This is a genomic window from Psychrobacter sp. N25K4-3-2 (assembly GCF_015351755.1).
Classification (GTDB): Bacteria; Pseudomonadota; Gammaproteobacteria; order Pseudomonadales; family Moraxellaceae; genus Psychrobacter; species Psychrobacter glaciei.
On the sequence record NZ_JADKLX010000006.1, the window covers coordinates 47,754 to 65,307 of the forward strand.

The following is a 17,554-nucleotide window of genomic DNA, read 5'->3' on the forward strand; positions in this document are numbered from 1 at the left end:
AAAACTATCTTGTGTGACAGTCAATCATTGCTCACACTCACACAAGAAAGCAAATAAGACATCAAACAAGAAACCAAATAAAAAACCATACAAGTAGACAACCATGGATTCACTCAGTCAGATTGTCTTAGGCGCTAGTGTACAAGGTGCGATACTGGGTAAATACCAAGGACGCAAAGCCTATCTATACGGGGCAATGCTGGGCACTTTGCCCGATTTGGATGTCTTAATAAATTATCCTGATCCCATCAGTAATATGACGTATCACCGTGGTTTTAGTCATTCGCTAATTGTCCTGACGGCAGTCGGCATCGTAGGCGCTTTGCTGATTAGCCGCTATCATGCATGGCGCAACATGCCTCTGCCTTACTCTACGATGCGCTTGGCAACGGCCATGACGCTGGCGCTCACGACCCATCCAATTTTAGACAGCTTCACGGTCTATGGCACACAATTACTGTGGCCGCTACAAGAGTCTTTATCGCTCACGCCTTTTAGTATTGCGTCGATGTTTATCATCGATCCGCTATATACGTTGCCATTGCTCATCGCCATGATTATAGGGCTGATAAAAGGCAGCAAGCTTGGTATTTTTAAAACTGGTGTATTAGTCCACTGTCAACGGTTTGCCATTTGGATGTTGGTTATCAGTAGTGGTTATTTGATGCTTTCGTTAGGGCTAAAATATTACGCGCAAGACAAAGCTGAGCAAACCTTAGCAGCTGCCAAAATAGACAATATAGCCCGTATCAAGACCATGCCTGTCCTACCGACTATCCTAATGTGGCGTACGGTCGTTGAAGACGATCAAAATAGACTGATTGAAATACGCGGTAGCGTTTTAGACAGTCGCTTGCCTGAGTATCGCTATCTGACGCAGTATGACAACTCGCAGACGCTACGTGCAAATTTACCAATAGCGAGCCAGCCTTATGCACACAGGCTGGATTGGTTCTCTGGTGATTGGACAGGCTACCGAACTCAAACGATGCTTGATGACGCTGTTGAACCAAACAAACAAGATATCCAGTTGGTCGTTGATGACCTGCGCATGATGGCAGGCGACACGGCATTCTTTAGTTTTGTATTGGCTAATAAAACAGGACAAGAGTCGCCATGGCAATCTATTACACCTATAGACGCACCTATTATCAAAGTTGATGGTGAACCTGAGGTATCGCGTATTGAGTTGGTGAAACAGGGGTTTGTGAGAGTATTTGACGAGTCGGTTGTGGATAACGACTCTGGTTGGGTTTTGGTTGATGAGGATTAGTGCTTAATAAGGCTAAAAGGTGTCTATAGCGTGTAAGATGCAAGCAATTATCAATCAGCGTCAGCACTTTGATACGCTGTATATTTTCTTTCATCTATTGCAGTCGTTGTTCATAATTGCATTTATTTTTTAAAATCTAGCAGTCTTATTTAGGAAATTTTATATACTTATCTGGTTTGTAGTTGGAGCAATAGTCTTATCTGTAATAGCATTCAAATATTATGGAAGCAACAGAGGGTCTGATAGTTTTAAACTTATGAAAAGATTAGCTAGCCAAGGTGATGCGCGAGCTCAAATAAATCTTGCAATGATGTATTACGGTGGTACAGACGTACGTCAAGATCTTGCTAAAGCCATTGAATGGGCAGAAAAGCCAGCTCGACAAGGTAATGCTGAGGCTCTATTTGTTATGGGTGTAATGCATACTCAAAAAAATGATGCTAAGGCGTTTGAGTTTTACCTACAATCAGCTAATCAGAGCTATCCTAGCGCTCAGAACATGGTTGGCCTTGCATACAAGGAAGGAAGAGGTGTACAACAAGACTATGCCAAGGCACTTGAATGGGTACAAAAAGCAGCTAATCAGGGTTATCCTAGTGCTCAGTACGAACTTAGTCTGATGCATGCGAAAGGCATAGGCGTACAACAGGATAACGCTAAAGCATTTGAGTGGTATCTAAAATCAGCTAACCAAGGTAATGTGCAAGCTCAAAGCAACCTTGGTGCTATGTATGATCAAGGCATAGGCACACAACAAAACTATGCCAAGGCATTTGAATGGTACACAAGATCAGCTAACCAAGGTAATGCGCAAGCTCAATTTAATCTTGGTAGGATGTATCATTTTGGCAAAGGTGTGCAACAAGATGATACTAAGGCACGTGATTGGTTAGGCAAGTCTTGCAAAAATGGTTTTCAAGATGCTTGCACCGTTTATCGATTATTACCTAAAAAATAGTTCTCTGTATGCATAGTTAAATTGCATAAACTTAATCCCATGGCTGTTGTTCTTTATCATTAGCATACCTAGCCATAGCTATTAAAGAGTCTTTACCCTTATAAATACTGCTTTCAGAATAAAAACCCTCAAAATACAACCTACAAAAACAGTTATAAAAGTAAATTCTAGCCTGTTTTGATTCGTTCAAGGGAAACTCGCTAGACTCTGAGAAATGATCCTGAATATGAGTCGTGATCAAGGTTAGTATTATAACGTCTGAAGCATAAATACTAGAGCCTGAGAATATTTTCTCGAACTCTCTCTGTGAAATTATATTTGCTTTCTCTAACAAACTTCCAGTTTCAAGTAAGATGGTATGACTCATTACTTCTCGTTCTTTTTTATTTTTCCCTTTAGCTAGAGCTATCCATTCATTAAAAGGCCTAAGGGTTAACTGGGTAGCATTTTTAAAAGAAAAAAGCCCTTTCATAAAGAGAAACAAAACTACCGTTATCACAGCAACTATTAAGAACGTTTCCACTATTACCCCTGAAATCAATATATTAAAAAACATAAGTATAGCAGTTATCATTTCGACATTAGCATAACCTACCTATAGTTATAAAATCACAAAAAAAGGACGCTTCGATACTTAATAGCTAAAGAATACTTTTCAACGCCAACATCCTCATCTTTATACTTTACATCTGCGTAGACACAATGGATAAGCTTATCCTAAAATAATTATACGTAACCGCTCTACTCATTGTCTTTGCACACTGGTAATGTCTGTATCGTTAATTAAAAATCATCAGTCAAAACGCCATATAGGCGTGCTGATATCTATTTATAATATTGGGGAAAATATCGATGACAACACTAAAAAATAAAATCGCGATTGTAACCGGTTCATCAAAAGGTATCGGCGCACAGATAGCCCTATTACTCGCAGAATCAGGAGCTAAAACCGTCATTAATTATGCAAATGATGATTCAGCAGCGAATGATATCGTAAGCCAGATTAAATCAGCAGGTGGTGAAGCCATTGCCGTGCAAGCAGATGTCAGTAGTGCCAAACAAGTCGAAGCGATGTTTGATACCACTATTGATGCATTTGGTAAGCCAGATATCTTGGTAAACAGCGCAGGCGTGATTATCTGCAAACCCATCGCAGAGACCACCGATGAAGACTTTGACCGTATTTTCTCTATCAATGTAAAAGGCACGTTTAATACATTGCGTGAAGCAGCGACTAAACTTAATGATGGCGGTCGTATCGTCAACCTCTCAAGCACGACTACTCGCATGATGCTGCCCACTTATAGCACCTATTGCGCGACCAAAGGTGCAGTTGATCAGCTGACCAGAATCTTCTCTAAAGAAGTTGGCACGCGAGGAATTACGGTCAATGCAGTCTCTCCCGGCCCTACCGATACCGAGCTGTTCCACGAAGGCAAAGCAGATGATACGGTAGAAAGCCTCGCTAGCATGTCACCGTTTAATCGTATCGGTGAGCCAGTCGATATCGCCCGTGTGGTGGCGTTTTTGGTCAGTGAAGAAGCAGCTTGGGTTACTGGACAAAATATCGGCGCAAATGGCGGTATCGCCTAATAGCGCTACTCTATTAAAGATATATGTTGATCGGATATCGAAATAGAGAGCTATAATGCTATATAGAAAGCTAGCACATAAAAAAAGGACACCTCGCGGCGTCCTTTTTTATCAATCAAATACTTAGTCGTTAAAGCTTATGCCTCAACGCCAGCATCTTGACCTTTATATTTTGCATTTGCGTAGTCCCAGTTCACTAGCTTGTCTAGGAACGTATCTACGTAGTCAGGACGACGGTTACGATAGTCGATATAGTACGCATGTTCCCACACATCACAAGTCAATACAGCGATTTGGTCATGTGCAAGTGGGGTATCAGCATTAGCAGTTTTAGCGATAGACAGTTTGCCACCGACTTTATCAGCGACTAACCATGCCCAACCTGAACCGAATTGAGTCAATGCTGCGTTTTTGAACTCTTCACGGAACTTGTCGTAGCTACCGAAATCTTCTTCGATTTTCGCTTTTAGATCGCCAGTAGGTTCGCCACCACCGTTTGTAGGCGTCATGCAGTTCCAGTAGAACGTGTGGTTCCATACTTGGGCTGCTTGGTTGAACATACCTTGCTTGCTGTCATCTTTAGCAGTTGCTACGATGATTTCTGGCAATGTTTTGTCTTCTAGACCAGAACCTGGTAACAAGTCTTTTAGCTTGTTTACATAAGCGGCATGATGCTTGTCATGATGATACTCTAACGTCTCGGCACTGATATGTGGCTCTAGCGCGTCTTTTGCATATGGTAGGTCTGGCAATGTAATATTTGACATAATTATTTTATCCTTGCTGTTTAGCCGTTAGTTTATAAAAACGTATTATAGAGATTGAATTTTACGCTATTTTTACACCGCAAAAAACACTATAAAATAGCGGACTAAATTGGCTGAGTTTATTGTTAGAAATGAATGGTATTGCTTGATACAGGGTACTGCTCAATACAATATCACGTATTATTATGAATCCAAAATGAACCTAGCGGTTACTGCTTGCTATTATTCTTTGCTTAAAAGCCAAGTGTTTGACTTCATGAGCATTTATTAATTAAGTATTCAAAAGTTACAGGATATAACTCGCTGTAGCTTGGCGAGTATTATAGCAACAATGACCAAAAGTATCAGTTACCAAATGTTATAGACCGTACAATAAGTATAGCGATTGGCTATGTATCAGCAGATAGCCTAACCTATCTCAAAAAGATAAATGATAGGTCAAATATGACTATTGAACAGGTTTATAACAATACTAAAAGAACGCCAAAAGGCAAAATTCAGAGTAGTCAAACTTTATATCGACACTTAACGGAAAGACACTATGACCAACACGAGCACCATCGATACTCCCCTACAGACGACACAATCAGCACCAATTGCCCAATGGGTGCTCGCCAGTAATAACAAAGGCAAGTTGGCTGAGTTTAAACGGTTATTCGCTGAGGCCAATCTAGAGGTGACGATCATCCCGCAAGGTCAGCTCGATATCGAAGATGCCATCGAGGATGGCTTGAGCTTTGTAGAAAATGCCATTATTAAAGCCCGTCATGCTAGTCGTATCAGTGGATTGCCTGCTATCGCTGATGACTCAGGACTGTGTGTGCCTGCACTCGGTAACGCACCGGGGATTTACTCTGCTCGCTATGCTGGTGAGCATGGTAACGATAGTAAAAATAACGCTAAGCTCATTGCTGACTTGCAGCCTATTCGTACTGAGCACGCTAACGAGCCTATCAAAGGGTTATTTGTTTGCGTACTGGCGATGGTGCGCCATTCTGACGATCCATTGCCGATTATCGCCCAAGGATTATGGCATGGCGAGATTTCAGAGACAGCGCATGGTGACGGTGGCTTTGGCTATGATCCATTGTTTTGGTTACCTGACTTGCAAACCAGTGCAGCCAGTCTGAGCGCTGCTGATAAAAACAGTATCAGTCATCGCGGTCAGGCCATTCAGCAGCTATTGGCGCAACTGCCTTTATAAGTGTCCTTAATAAGTGCGCTTATAAAGGTGAGCAACATAAGGAAACATGACACCAAACAGATAATTTTTACTTTAATAAACAGATAGATTATACTGTTCTACTTTTAAAAATTTTGTCGAAAACCGTTATATGTCTGTATAATTCACCAAAAAGCGTTATTATGCGGTGCATTAACGGTTTATTATTGATATTTAATAGCATTTACAACCTCAGCAGTTTTATATTTTGTGCTGGCAGCGATTGCTACTGACACTGATATGGACGTTGCGGGCTATCATTGTCCCCTATTTATTCCAACGGCAATCCGTTGTACACGCCCGTATTTTGAGGCTCGGTTTGTCTATTACCATTTAATCCTAAGTACTGCTTAATTTTAAGTACTATCTAATCCTAAAGGTGTAATTAACATGGCTACAGATTTACAAGTCACAACCAACAAGCTATCTAACAAAGAAACCCAATTGACAGTTAAAGTACCTGTCGAAAAAATTCAAAACAAAGTTGAAGGCCGTATTCGCCAAGTTGCGAAAACTGCCAAGATTGACGGTTTCCGTAAAGGTAACGTCCCTATGTCACACATCCGCTCTCAGTACGGTGCTGGCATTCAACAAGAAGTTATCAACGATGTGATCCGTGATACTGTTTTTGAAGCGATCAAATCTGAAGACATCCGCGCTGTTGGCATGCCTAACATCGACGACGTAAAACTTGAAGATGATTTCTTGGTTTATCAAGCGACTGTTGAAATCTTCCCAGAAGTAGACGTACAAGGTATTGATGAGATCGAAGTTGAGCGTCATACTGCCAAGGTTGATGAAGCTGACGTTGACACCATGATCGAAAACCTACAAAAGCAACGTGAAGAATTCGTTGAGAAAAAAGGCATGGCTGCGAAAGACAACCAAGTGACTTTTGACTTTGAAGGTTCTATCGACGGCGAAAAATTCGAAGGCGGCTCTGCTGAAGACTTCAAATTGGTTATCGGTAGCAACCAAATGATTCCTGGCTTTGAAGCGGGTATCAAAGGCATGAAAGCTGGCGAAGAAAAAATCATCGAAGTGACTTTCCCAGAAGATTACCAAGCTGAAAACCTAGCGGGTAAAGAAGCTCAGTTCAAAATCAACGTAAAACTGGTTGAAAAATCTAAGCTACCTGAAATCGACGATGCGTTCCTAGAGCTATTCGGCGTAAAAGAAGGCGGCGTTGAAAAACTAAAAGACGACGTACGCAAAAATATGGAACGCGAAATCAAAAACGCTGCGCGTAGCCAAGTTAAGCAAGCGACTTTTGACGCATTGCTAGAAAAGAATGAGTTTGACGTACCAAACGCTATGCTAGAGCAAGAAATCGAGCGTCAACGCAACATGATGATGCAACGTTTTTCTCAGCAGTTCGGCTCTAATGCTGAAAGCTTCGATAAAGACATGCTACCAAATGAGCTATTTGAAGAGCAAGCGCTACGTGCTGCCCGTCTTGGCATCATCGTTGCTCGTGTTATCGATACCAAAGGCTTAGAAGTAGATCAAGCACGCGTTGAGACATTCATCAAAGAAGCGGCTGAAAACTACGAAGATCCAAGCGAGGTAATCGAGTATTACACCACTGATAAGCAGCAGCGCGCTAACATTGAGTCTGTGGTACTAGAAGACCAAGTGGTTGATTATCTAATCGAGCAAGGTAAAGTAACTGATAAAGAAGTGAGCTACCAAGACTTGCTAGCTGCTCAGCAACAACAGCAGCAAGCGATGTAAGATGATGCTCTGATTATTCATCAGTGTCGTCACATCAGCGCTAATCGGTAACCATGCTTGAACGATGCCCCAACACTTTGTTGGGGCATTTTTATTGGTGGCTTATATGCTATCTTTATCCATACTTTATAGCAGCTCCCCTTGATAAATCCATATAGACACCTTATTAATAGGGAGTCATTTATCGTTTGTCACATTAAAACGTTACTATTGCCCCCATAAAAAAGTTACCATTGGCTCAATTATTTTTAGCGACATCTGGCGCTTATTATTTTAGCCAGTTAGTATTATTAAAAGATGGCAACATTTACAATGATAAGCATTAATAAAAGCTTGGCTGTTCGCTAATCCATATTTCTTTATTCTCTTTATTTTATGTACTTATAAACAGGACATCTTTATGACAGATTATGATCGTATTACTGCTAACCCGCATTTTGATATGCTGATGAGTGCGCACAATACTGCCCAAAGCGCGCAACACACTCAAAGCGCCCCTCAGGCTGCATTAGTGCCTATGGTTGTAGAACAATCAGCGCGCGGTGAACGCTCGTTCGATATTTTCTCACGCCTATTACGTGAGCGCGTTATCTTTTTGACCGGTCAAGTCGAAGACCATATGGCCAACTTGATCGTCGCACAGCTATTGTTTTTAGAAGCTGAAAATCCTGATAAAGATATTCACTTGTATATCAACTCACCAGGCGGCTCAGTAAGTGCTGGTTTGGCTATTTTTGATACCATGAACTTTATCAAGCCTGAAGTATCGACCATTTGCATGGGCGGCGCGTATAGCATGGGTTCATTCCTATTGGCAGCTGGAGAGAAAGGCAAGCGTTATGCCCTAGCCAATGCTCGAGTGATGATTCACCAACCATCAGGTGGCGCACAAGGTCAAGCAACTGATATCGAAATTAATGCGCGCGAAATTCTAAAAACTCGTGCACGTTTGAATAAGATATTAGCTGAGCGTACGGGTCAGCCAGTAGAAAAAATTGAAAAAGACGTCGAGCGTGATTATTGGTTGGATGCCGAAGAAGCCAAAGAATACGGTTTGGTCGATGCAGTATTAGAGCGTCGCCCTGCTTCTTTATAATTACTGCATAAGAGCACAAGCTTTGATGAGCATCAAAAGCCTGAACGTTATGCGTTTTGGCTTTGATGTCAAAAATCAAAATATTTGTAAGTTTTAAATTTTAGGAGCGCCTTTATATGGCAAAAGATAAAACACCGCATTGCTCTTTTTGTGGCAAAGAAAAAAGCGAAGTAAAACAGCTGATCGCCGCTGATGATGCCAATATCTGTAATGAGTGCATCGAATTGTGTACCGATCTGATTGCAGATACCGACAATGACAATGACGATGCTGATAGCGAGATTGATACCTCTTGGGTCAATAAAAAGCTACCAACGCCAAAAGAGTTGCGTGCCAAGCTCGATGAATATGTCATCGGACAAGACGCTGCTAAGAAAGCACTGGCGGTCGCTGTTTATAACCATTATAAGCGTCTCAAAGTCAGCCAGACTTTAGCCAATGACAGCAAAAAATCTAAGATTGGCGCTGACGATGCTATGGTTGAATTGGCTAAGAGTAACATCTTGCTAATTGGTCCGACAGGCTCTGGTAAAACGCTACTGGCACAAACCTTGGCTCGTCTACTTGATGTACCTTTTGCAATGGCAGATGCGACTACCTTGACTGAAGCAGGTTATGTGGGTGAAGACGTTGAAAACATCGTACAAAAACTGCTACAAGCGTCAGATTACGATGTAGCTAAAGCTGAGCAAGGCATTATCTATATTGATGAGATTGATAAAATCAGTAAGAAAGGCGACAACCCTTCTATCACGCGTGATGTATCAGGTGAAGGCGTACAGCAAGCCTTGCTAAAGCTTATTGAAGGTACGGTTGCTGCTATCCCGCCGCACGGTGGTCGTAAGCATCCACAACAAGAGCTGATTCAAGTCGATACCAGTAACATCCTTATCATCGTTGGTGGTGCTTTTGCCGGTCTTGATGCGGTGATTCAGCAGCGTACAGAAAAAACCGGTATTGGCTTCAATGCTGATGTCAGCTCAAAAGACGATAGTAAACGTAGCTCAGATTTGCTACAGCAAGTCGAGCCAGAAGATTTAATCAAGTTCGGTTTGATTCCTGAGCTGATTGGTCGTTTGCCAGTGCTCGCTGCCCTAAAAGAGCTTGATGAAGAAGCGTTGGTGCAGATATTGACGGAGCCAAAGAACGCCTTGGTTAAGCAATATAAGTACTTGTTCGATATGGAAGGCGCTGATATTAGCTTTACCAAAGAAGCGCTTGATGCGATTGCCAAAAAAGCAATGGCGCGCAAAACGGGTGCTCGCGGTTTACGCTCTATCGTAGAAAATGCTTTGCTTGATACTATGTATGAGCTGCCATCTATGAAAGATGCGAAGACCGTGCTCGTCGATGAGGAAGTGATTAATGACGGCAAAACCCCTGAAATTGCTTAATTTGAAATGGCTTAATTTATAGTTCAATGATGACAGCTAATTACTTAATTGGCTGTCATCAAAAAAAGCGTCTGGCATTATGCTAAGACGCTTTTTTTATGTCTGTTTTTTGTCGCCTCTGTCTGCGCAGGCACAGCAAGCAAGAAAAATGGATATCAGCAGTGCTTCATGGTTCGATATTACTTTTCACTGACTATAAGTGGCTCAAAAAATGACAGCTGCGTTTATCAATCGCAGGCAGCTAACCTTATAAACCATGCTAAGGTAGAGGTTCTATTTATGCTTTACTCTCAGAGTTTATGCCCAGTAGAGCTAAGGCCAAATGCACTATCCAGACTCCATCACAGATGATACAAAGGACTGTTTATCATGCTTAACAACGTTACTTCTATAGCAACCTCCCTGCGTCAGCACCTACCTTTTTCTGCCAATAAAAACCATGATATTGCCCCTTATTATCGCAATCATGTTGCCGCCATTACCGGTGCAGGATCTGGTATGGGTCGTGAGCTTGCCGTGCATTTAGCACAAATGGGTTGTCATGTCGCGCTATCCGATATCAATCCCGAGCAGTTAGCCCAAACCAAAGAACTGCTCGTCGGTTATGATGTCAAAGTCACCATGACCGTACTCGATGTCTCAGACAATAAAGCGGTGCAAGCATGGGCAGACGACGTCATGAGAGATCACGGCAAAGTAAACTTTATCTTTAACAATGCAGGCGTAGCGCTATACTCGACCGTAGAAGGTAGCAGTATCGATGAGCTGGAATGGGTCATGGATATCAATTTTTGGGGCGTGGTCTATGGCACCAAGGCATTTTTACCTTTAATCAAAAATAGCGTCAAAGAAAGCGAATCGACTAAAAATGGTAAAGACAGCAAAGCACGCCAATTTACTGAGCACGGTCATATCATTAATATCTCAAGTCTCTTTGGTTTGACCGCTCAGCCTTCGCAATCTGCCTATAACTCTAGCAAATTTGCGGTACGTGGCTTTACCGAAAGCCTGCGTCAAGAGCTGAATATTCAGCGCTGCGGCGTCTCAGCCACTTGCATCCATCCAGGTGGCATCAAAACCAATATCGCCAATAGTGCGCGTGGTAATGACAGCATCAGTGACCTTGGCATGCGGGGTGGCAGCAAAGCGATCAGTAGTTTTAATAAATTTTTAAAGTTTGATGCCAGTGAAGCGGCTTGGATTATTCTGCAAGCCGCCGCGACCAATCAGCCACGCTGCTTGATCGGTAACGATGCCAAAATAATCGACGCCGTACAGCGCGTGTTTCCATCAAGCTATAGCAAGATACTGAATGACGTCCATAAGCTGTCACGCAAATTCAAAGGCAAGAAACCTGCCAGAACTGGTGCTCGTAAATCGGCCTAGTCGCTATAAGATTCAGATAAAGATAAAGACGGTCAAAAAAGCCCTGCTACATTATCAGGGCTTTTTTGATTTTTAGCCTTATCGAAATATCGAAAAGGTCAAATAGTCCTTGAGGATTAAGGCAGTTTCATATCACCATCAACTAACCAGCCCAGACGACGCATCATATAAGCGACGACCCCAGCAATCAGCGCAGGCAATACGAACATCAATAAAATAATCGCTGTCCATAACTGAGCGCTACTCATAATCTCTTGTGACGCTTCAATGACCCCAAACACCCCGACCAGTCCAGCAGTGCCCATACCCGCGCCTGTCGCCGTACATGCCAAGCCAAAGCCCACCGTGGCGATAGGACCGACGATGGCACTAGCGACAACGGCAGGCAATAAGACCACAGGTTTTTTTAGCACATTGGGAATCTGTAGCATACTCGTGCCTAGACCCTGAGATATCACACCGCTAACCCCATTGTCTTTAAAACTGGCAACGGCAAAACCAATCATATGCGCCGCACAACCAACCACAGCAGCGCCACCTGCTACACCACCAAGTCCAATAGCGATACAAATGGCAGCGCTTGAAGTGGGCATTGTCAGCAAAATACCGACCACGACTGCGATAACAATACCCATTAGTAATGGCTGTAGCTCAGTAGCCGCTTGAATACCTTGACCAATAGCAGCGACAGCCGCAACGATAGGCGGATTAAGCAAGGCGCAAACTGCCAATGCGACGGCACAGACCAATAAAGGAATTAACAAAATATCAAGTTTGGTCTTGCCAGCGACCCAAGTACCAGCGCGATAAGCAAATACTGAGGTCAAATATGCGCCAATAGGATTGCCGGGCAAAGCCACGAATGTCGCCGGTCCACCCACTTGCGGGGTAAAAAGCGTACCTGCCATCAACGCTTCAGAGTGCGCACCAAGCATCCCTGCGACCAAGCAGCTGAGCATAACCAAAGTCGGTGCTTTGAGATAATACGCAATGCCCACACCGATACCAGCCCCCATTAATATAGAGGCCAATTTCCCGACCGCAATGAGTGCTGGCATGTCTAACCAACCACCGATTTGTGAAATAATCAAACCAGCAATCAATGTGACAAATAGCCCTAAAGCCATACCAGTAAATGCATCGATGAAATACTTTTGGAAAAATGCTTTTATCAAGCCGTTAGGCGGTGTTGCTGAATCAGAGACAGTCATAGCCACGCTCTTTATGAAATTTTTGATGAGAGATAATAAACCAACAGAAAAAATAACTTTGCCAAAAAACAGAGATAAAAAAAACGCCATTGCGACGCTTTTTTTATTATTAATAAATGAGTATGGCAGCTATTAGGCGCAACTTAGCGGCGCTGCTCAACAATAATAGAATCAATGCCATTATTTTGTAGGCGCTGCTGAGCAGTAGTGACTGCTTGACGGTTATTCATTGGGCGCGAAATAACCTGATAGATAGGCAAGCCATTGCCCGTGGTGTTTTTGACCACTCTAGCGTCTACACCTGCCATCAACACTTGGGCACGGCGACGATCGGCTTCATCAGCATCACCGAAGCTATTAATCTGCAAGATATAAGTCGCTGCAGGCTTCGCAGGTTGAATACTAGCCGTATTCGCCCCTGCATTATTGGTACGGTTTGCTGTATTGCCATTAGCCGGCGCACTGTCATAGGTAGCGTCTTCTTCAACGATAACAATATCATCGCTATTATTACTCGTGCCAGCATTGCTACCACGGCTCGGCTCGATAGAGGTGCTTTCAGAAATACCGAAGTTACCCGTATCATCGTTGCGACTGGCTGAGTTGTTCTCTGGTTGAGTGACGACGACGTCCGGTTCAAAAGCACCGATACTACCCAAGCCATCATTACCTGTCTCACTGATATTTTCATCAGGAATAGTGGCCATTTCTTGATTGGGCAATATATCGTAGAACTCGTAATCGCTATTATCAGTATCAGTATCGATGCGAGGCTCTACCTGACGATCAGGATCATTGCCGGCAGTGCTATCAGCGGGGCTGAAATCGAACAATGGCGAAAGGTACAAAAACACGCCAATCATTAAGGTCAATACTGCCCCGACAAACATCCATAATAAACCTGATACGCTACTTGATTTGCGCTTTTCGGTCGCGCCTTTAGGTTTTTTGGCTAGCATGGATCTCTTTCTCCCTACTGAATCTATCATTATCGAATTATTGCTATCGGTCGCCTATACTCATTCTACATGTTAGAAAGACACTACATGTTAGAAAGACACTACATGTTAGAAAGACACTACATGTTAGAAAGACACTACATGTTAGAAAGTTATTACATGCTAGACGGTGCGGATAGCCCTAATAAACTAAGCCCATTGGCCAATACTTGACGTACTGCTTTAGACAAACGCAGACGTGCTTGCATCAATTCAATCTCTTCCTGACTTGGTGTTTCGCCTGAAGTTAAGCTCACCGGTAAAATACGATTGGTATCGTACCAGCCATGGAATAGCGCTGCCAACTCTTTTAGATAGTTGGTCAGTACATGCGGCTCATAGCCAGTCGCTGCTCGTAACAGTGTCGCTGGATAGGCCGCTAAGAGTTTGATGAGCTCATCTTCGCTAGGCGCTGTCAGCAAGTTTTGATGCTGTGCCCCTATCAAATCGTCTACCACTAGACCACTGACTTCTAGCTTTTCTAATACGCGGCAAACCCGTGCATGCGCATATTGAATGTAGTAAACCAAGTTGTCTTTGCTTTGTGATTTGGCAAGCTCTAAATCAAAGTCAATATGCACTTCAGGCTTACGTGCCACATAATAGAATCTCGCAGCGTCATTACCGACTTCTGCACGCAGCTCGCGCAGAGTCACAAACTGACCAGAACGCGATGACATTTGTACTTTTTCACTACCGCGCCATAGCGCCACGAACTGTACCAACACCACATCGAGGCGTTCTGCATCAATTCCCAAAGCTAATAAAGCCGCTTTTACCCGTGGCACATAACCATGGTGATCCGCGCCCCAAACGTTGACGACTTTATCAAAACCACGATCAAACTTATTCTTATGATAAGCGATATCAGAAGCAAAGTAGGTAGATTGACCATTAGCACGGCGTACCACACGGTCTTTTTCATCACCAAAGTCGGTCGATTTAAACCAAATATTACCGTCTTTTTCGTACAGATAACCTTTGTCATCTAAAACTTGTAGTACTGGCTCAATCTCGCTATCGATCGATCTTTCGCTAAACCAACACTCGTAACGCACACCAAAGTCATTTAAGTCGTCTTTAATATCAGCCAAAATACTGCTCAATGCGGCATTTAAAAACAGCTCATAGCCCTCACCAAGCAATGCTTTACTATTGGCAATCAAACCATCGATATGGGCTTCTTTATCACCTGATAGCAAAACTTTTTCGCCATCGGCATTGATTTCAAACTGTGCATCTTCTGGCGCATCTTTAGCAACGTCTGCAAAACTATGCACGTAGCTCGTGCCATGTTGTGCTTTTAGCGTTTCTGCGATATCACTGACATAGTCGCCTTGATAACCATTAACGGGAAACTGTATTTCCTCGCCGTTAGCTTCTAGATAACGCAGATACGTACTGGTCGCTAAGATGTCCATTTGACGGCCAGCGTCATTGACATAATATTCGCGGGTGACGTCATAGCCAATCGCTTCTAGCAGGTTTGACACGCTCATGCCAAATGCAGCACCACGCCCGTGACCGACATGCAAACTAGACGTTGGATTGGCAGAGACAAACTCAACTTGAATTTTTTGCCCTTCAAACTGATCACTTAAGCCAAAACGATCTTGTAACGCAAAGATATCGTCTAGTACCGAAAACTTAGCCTCGGCATTTAAAAAGACATTAATAAAGCCTGGACCAGCGATTTCTACTTGGCGAATGTCTTGATTTTCAGGCAAGGCATTGACGATTTTTTCGGCAAGCTGGCGTGGATTGGCCTTGGCAGCTTTGGCAGCAGTAAGCGCGATATTACTGGCAAAATCACCATGGCTCAAGTCTTTCGTACGGGTGATTTGGCTGTTGTTTTGCCAGTCAGCAGGTAGTGTGCCATCGGCTTGTAAGGTATGAATAGCATCGTTGAATAGTGATGCAAGTGTATCAATTTGGGCTTGTGACATAAGGATTTGAACTCAGTTAAATAAACAACAAAAACGGTGTAAAAATGTGGCGAATGCGAGCAGTCGATAACTGCCCATTATAATAGCGACCGACATTGCAAGGGATAAAATAGTACAAAAGGATAAGTAACCTGTAAATATAACAATCTTTGCGCTTTATTGCACCATTTGCACCAAAATTAGCACTAAAATCTTACGGTTATAACAGTTAACGCGAGTAATTTATGCAGCTAAAAGGCCTAGCTATGCTATCGTTCATTATAAATCCCAAAGAGACGGTATAAATAGGCTGCGATTTAGGATGGGCAATGAACAGTTAGCCCTACTAATTGTAGCGTTACTGTTGTCGACTCATTAGCATCAGTTTATACCCACTTGCTTCCGCGTTATAATGATACTTTGTATTTTTCCCTTCTATTTAATTTTCATTTATTGTTTTATTTATTACTGCTCATTATTTGAGGGTGATACGCTTTTCTTAGGGCGATTTCTATCAAAGAAACCATAGAATGATAGCGTTAAATAGACGGTATGTTACTACTTTATAGGATTATGCCATGTTTGCCATTGCCGCCAGTACCGTCACCAGTTGGGGACTATACGTATTATTACCTATATTCATTGCGTTTTTATTCTTTATTGTTTGGGATATCTCTAAAAAATCTGAAGCTGGGCGAGCAGGTACTTTTTGGATTTTCTTGGCGCTGGGTGCGGGCTTTGTAGGATTTTTACTCAAGATATTATTAGAAGTTGCTTTTAAGAAGTGGCTCATTTAATTCGGGTATATTTTCACCTTCCAATGACGGGTCATAAACACCTAGCTTGTTACTAGGGTTAGCAATGACTTGTGCAAGAAGTCTATTTATTCATGGCAGATACTAATAGCGCTCTACCTCTTGGCAATCAAGGTCGCGCGCATTGGTGCTGGATAGCCTTCCATGGTCTTAGTCGAATCATTGGGATCTAGGAAGTCTGCTAGCGAATGATAGGTCATCCACTCTGTTTTACGCTGCTCTTCCGTCGAAGTCACTGCCACATCCACGCAGCGCACGTCTGAGAATCCTGCTTTTTCTAGCCAGCCTATTAATGCTGCAATTGACGGTAAGAAATACACGTTATTCATTTGCGCATACCTATCGTGCGGTACGAGTACGGTATTGGCATCGCCTTCGATGACCAACGTCTCAAGCACCAACTCACCGCCTTTAACGAGCTGACCACGTAGCTGCTGCAAATGCTCAAATGGCGACTGACGATGATAAAGCACGCCCATGCTAAATACGGTATCAAACAACTGGCTATGCGCAGGCAACGCTTCAAGCGGTACGGGAATATAGTGCGTCCTATAATTATCGGCATTACCCACAAAGTGCCGAATCGCCATAAACTGATGATAAAACAAGCATGACGGATCAATGATAATGACCGTCTCTGCTCCTGCCCCTGCCATGCGCCAACCATGATAACCAGAACCGCCACCTACATCTAATACACGACGGCCTTCTAACCTACCTAAATGCGGCGCCACTCGTTGCCACTTCCAGTCACTATGCCACTCAGTATCAATTTTTATAGATGATTCATCATTACCGATCTGACTGCCAATTTGACTACCAATTTGACCACCAATCTGAAAAGGCCCTTTACGCCACGGCATCAATTGCTTTAGTAGTGCCATTGCCTGTTTACGCTCAGACTCATTGAGACTGGCATCAATCGTCAATGTATCACTGTTTAGATCGACATTATTGACGGTTAGTATTGGCAAACGAGCGACTGATGCTTGGTAGGCAGGCGCATGCGCATAGTTAGCTTTGTCTTTGATAGCATTTAGCCAAGTTGGTAATTGCTTGAGCCACTCATAAGCGCTCGGCTGCTGTTGCGCCAGCTCTAGCAAGGTTAAATACAGTTCGCGTTCGGCGTTGATGATAGTGTCGTTGAGCATAAAAGCAGATTACCGTATTGATTGAAAAATA

The 17,554-nt window shown here is 43.0% G+C and carries 15 protein-coding genes; 9 read left to right on the forward strand and 6 right to left on the reverse strand.

The genetic code is table 11. The features are described 5' to 3' along the window. The first annotated feature begins 103 nt into the window (after window positions 1–103). Entirely contained in the window at window positions 104–1,273 is a 1,170-nt protein-coding gene (locus IOD06_RS12245; protein WP_194621084.1) for a metal-dependent hydrolase, read from the forward strand. 256 nt (window positions 1,274–1,529) lie between these two features. Continuing rightward, on the forward strand, window positions 1,530–2,231 hold the full coding sequence (locus IOD06_RS12250; RefSeq protein WP_227670047.1) for a tetratricopeptide repeat protein: 702 nt from the start codon (window positions 1,530–1,532) through the stop codon (window positions 2,229–2,231). Window positions 2,232–2,262: 31 nt separating this feature from the next. On the opposite strand, the gene IOD06_RS12255 is transcribed toward IOD06_RS12250, so the two are convergent. Next, window positions 2,263–2,754: a hypothetical protein gene (locus IOD06_RS12255; RefSeq protein ID WP_194621085.1), complete on the reverse strand. Its 492-nt coding sequence runs from the start codon at window positions 2,752–2,754 to the stop codon at window positions 2,263–2,265. A 329-nt stretch (window positions 2,755–3,083) separates the two neighbouring features. Between IOD06_RS12255 and IOD06_RS12260 the strand changes: the two genes are divergently transcribed. Continuing rightward, window positions 3,084–3,824, forward strand: coding sequence for an SDR family oxidoreductase (locus tag IOD06_RS12260; RefSeq protein ID WP_194621086.1), 741 nt, complete (start codon window positions 3,084–3,086; stop codon window positions 3,822–3,824). Between the two features lie 137 nt (window positions 3,825–3,961). Here the strand turns inward: IOD06_RS12260 and IOD06_RS12265 are convergent, their stop codons facing one another. Continuing rightward, complete coding sequence (locus IOD06_RS12265; RefSeq protein ID WP_194621087.1) at window positions 3,962–4,591, reverse strand: superoxide dismutase; 630 nt, start codon at window positions 4,589–4,591, stop codon at window positions 3,962–3,964. A 541-nt stretch (window positions 4,592–5,132) separates the two neighbouring features. Between IOD06_RS12265 and rdgB the strand changes: the two genes are divergently transcribed. From rdgB to IOD06_RS12290, 5 genes are all read left to right on the forward strand, one after another. Then, window positions 5,133–5,795, forward strand: a complete 663-nt coding sequence (gene rdgB / locus IOD06_RS12270; RefSeq protein WP_227670048.1) for an RdgB/HAM1 family non-canonical purine NTP pyrophosphatase — start codon at window positions 5,133–5,135, stop codon at window positions 5,793–5,795. 408 nt (window positions 5,796–6,203) lie between these two features. Next, a complete protein-coding gene (gene tig / locus IOD06_RS12275; protein ID WP_194621088.1) occupies window positions 6,204–7,547 on the forward strand; it encodes a trigger factor in 1,344 nt (447 codons plus the stop codon). Window positions 7,548–7,995: 448 nt separating this feature from the next. Continuing rightward, window positions 7,996–8,643 (forward strand): ATP-dependent Clp endopeptidase proteolytic subunit ClpP, encoded by a 648-nt coding sequence (gene clpP, locus IOD06_RS12280; RefSeq protein WP_010200686.1) that lies wholly within the window; start codon window positions 7,996–7,998, stop codon window positions 8,641–8,643. A gap of 116 nt (window positions 8,644–8,759) precedes the next feature. Then, complete coding sequence (gene clpX / locus IOD06_RS12285; RefSeq protein ID WP_189586686.1) at window positions 8,760–10,037, forward strand: ATP-dependent protease ATP-binding subunit ClpX; 1,278 nt, start codon at window positions 8,760–8,762, stop codon at window positions 10,035–10,037. A gap of 369 nt (window positions 10,038–10,406) precedes the next feature. Continuing rightward, window positions 10,407–11,423, forward strand: coding sequence for an SDR family oxidoreductase (locus IOD06_RS12290; protein ID WP_194621089.1), 1,017 nt, complete (start codon window positions 10,407–10,409; stop codon window positions 11,421–11,423). Between the two features lie 116 nt (window positions 11,424–11,539). Here the strand turns inward: IOD06_RS12290 and IOD06_RS12295 are convergent, their stop codons facing one another. The 3 genes from IOD06_RS12295 to argS form a co-directional block, all read right to left on the reverse strand. Further along, window positions 11,540–12,634 (reverse strand): PTS transporter subunit IIC, encoded by a 1,095-nt coding sequence (locus tag IOD06_RS12295; protein WP_194621090.1) that lies wholly within the window; start codon window positions 12,632–12,634, stop codon window positions 11,540–11,542. 143 nt (window positions 12,635–12,777) lie between these two features. Next, a complete protein-coding gene (locus IOD06_RS12300) occupies window positions 12,778–13,593 on the reverse strand; it encodes an SPOR domain-containing protein (protein WP_194621091.1) in 816 nt (271 codons plus the stop codon). A 155-nt stretch (window positions 13,594–13,748) separates the two neighbouring features. Then, window positions 13,749–15,578, reverse strand: a complete 1,830-nt coding sequence (argS, locus tag IOD06_RS12305) for an arginine--tRNA ligase (protein WP_194621092.1) — start codon at window positions 15,576–15,578, stop codon at window positions 13,749–13,751. A gap of 557 nt (window positions 15,579–16,135) precedes the next feature. Here argS and IOD06_RS12310 point away from each other — a divergent pair. Further along, window positions 16,136–16,354 carry a DUF2788 domain-containing protein gene (locus IOD06_RS12310; RefSeq protein WP_010200696.1) on the forward strand — a complete coding sequence of 73 codons (219 nt, stop codon included), beginning with the start codon at window positions 16,136–16,138 and terminating at the stop codon, window positions 16,352–16,354. A gap of 113 nt (window positions 16,355–16,467) precedes the next feature. Here the strand turns inward: IOD06_RS12310 and cmoB are convergent, their stop codons facing one another. Next, window positions 16,468–17,523, reverse strand: a complete 1,056-nt coding sequence (gene cmoB / locus IOD06_RS12315; RefSeq protein WP_194621093.1) for a tRNA 5-methoxyuridine(34)/uridine 5-oxyacetic acid(34) synthase CmoB — start codon at window positions 17,521–17,523, stop codon at window positions 16,468–16,470. Window positions 17,524–17,554 lie beyond the last annotated feature (31 nt).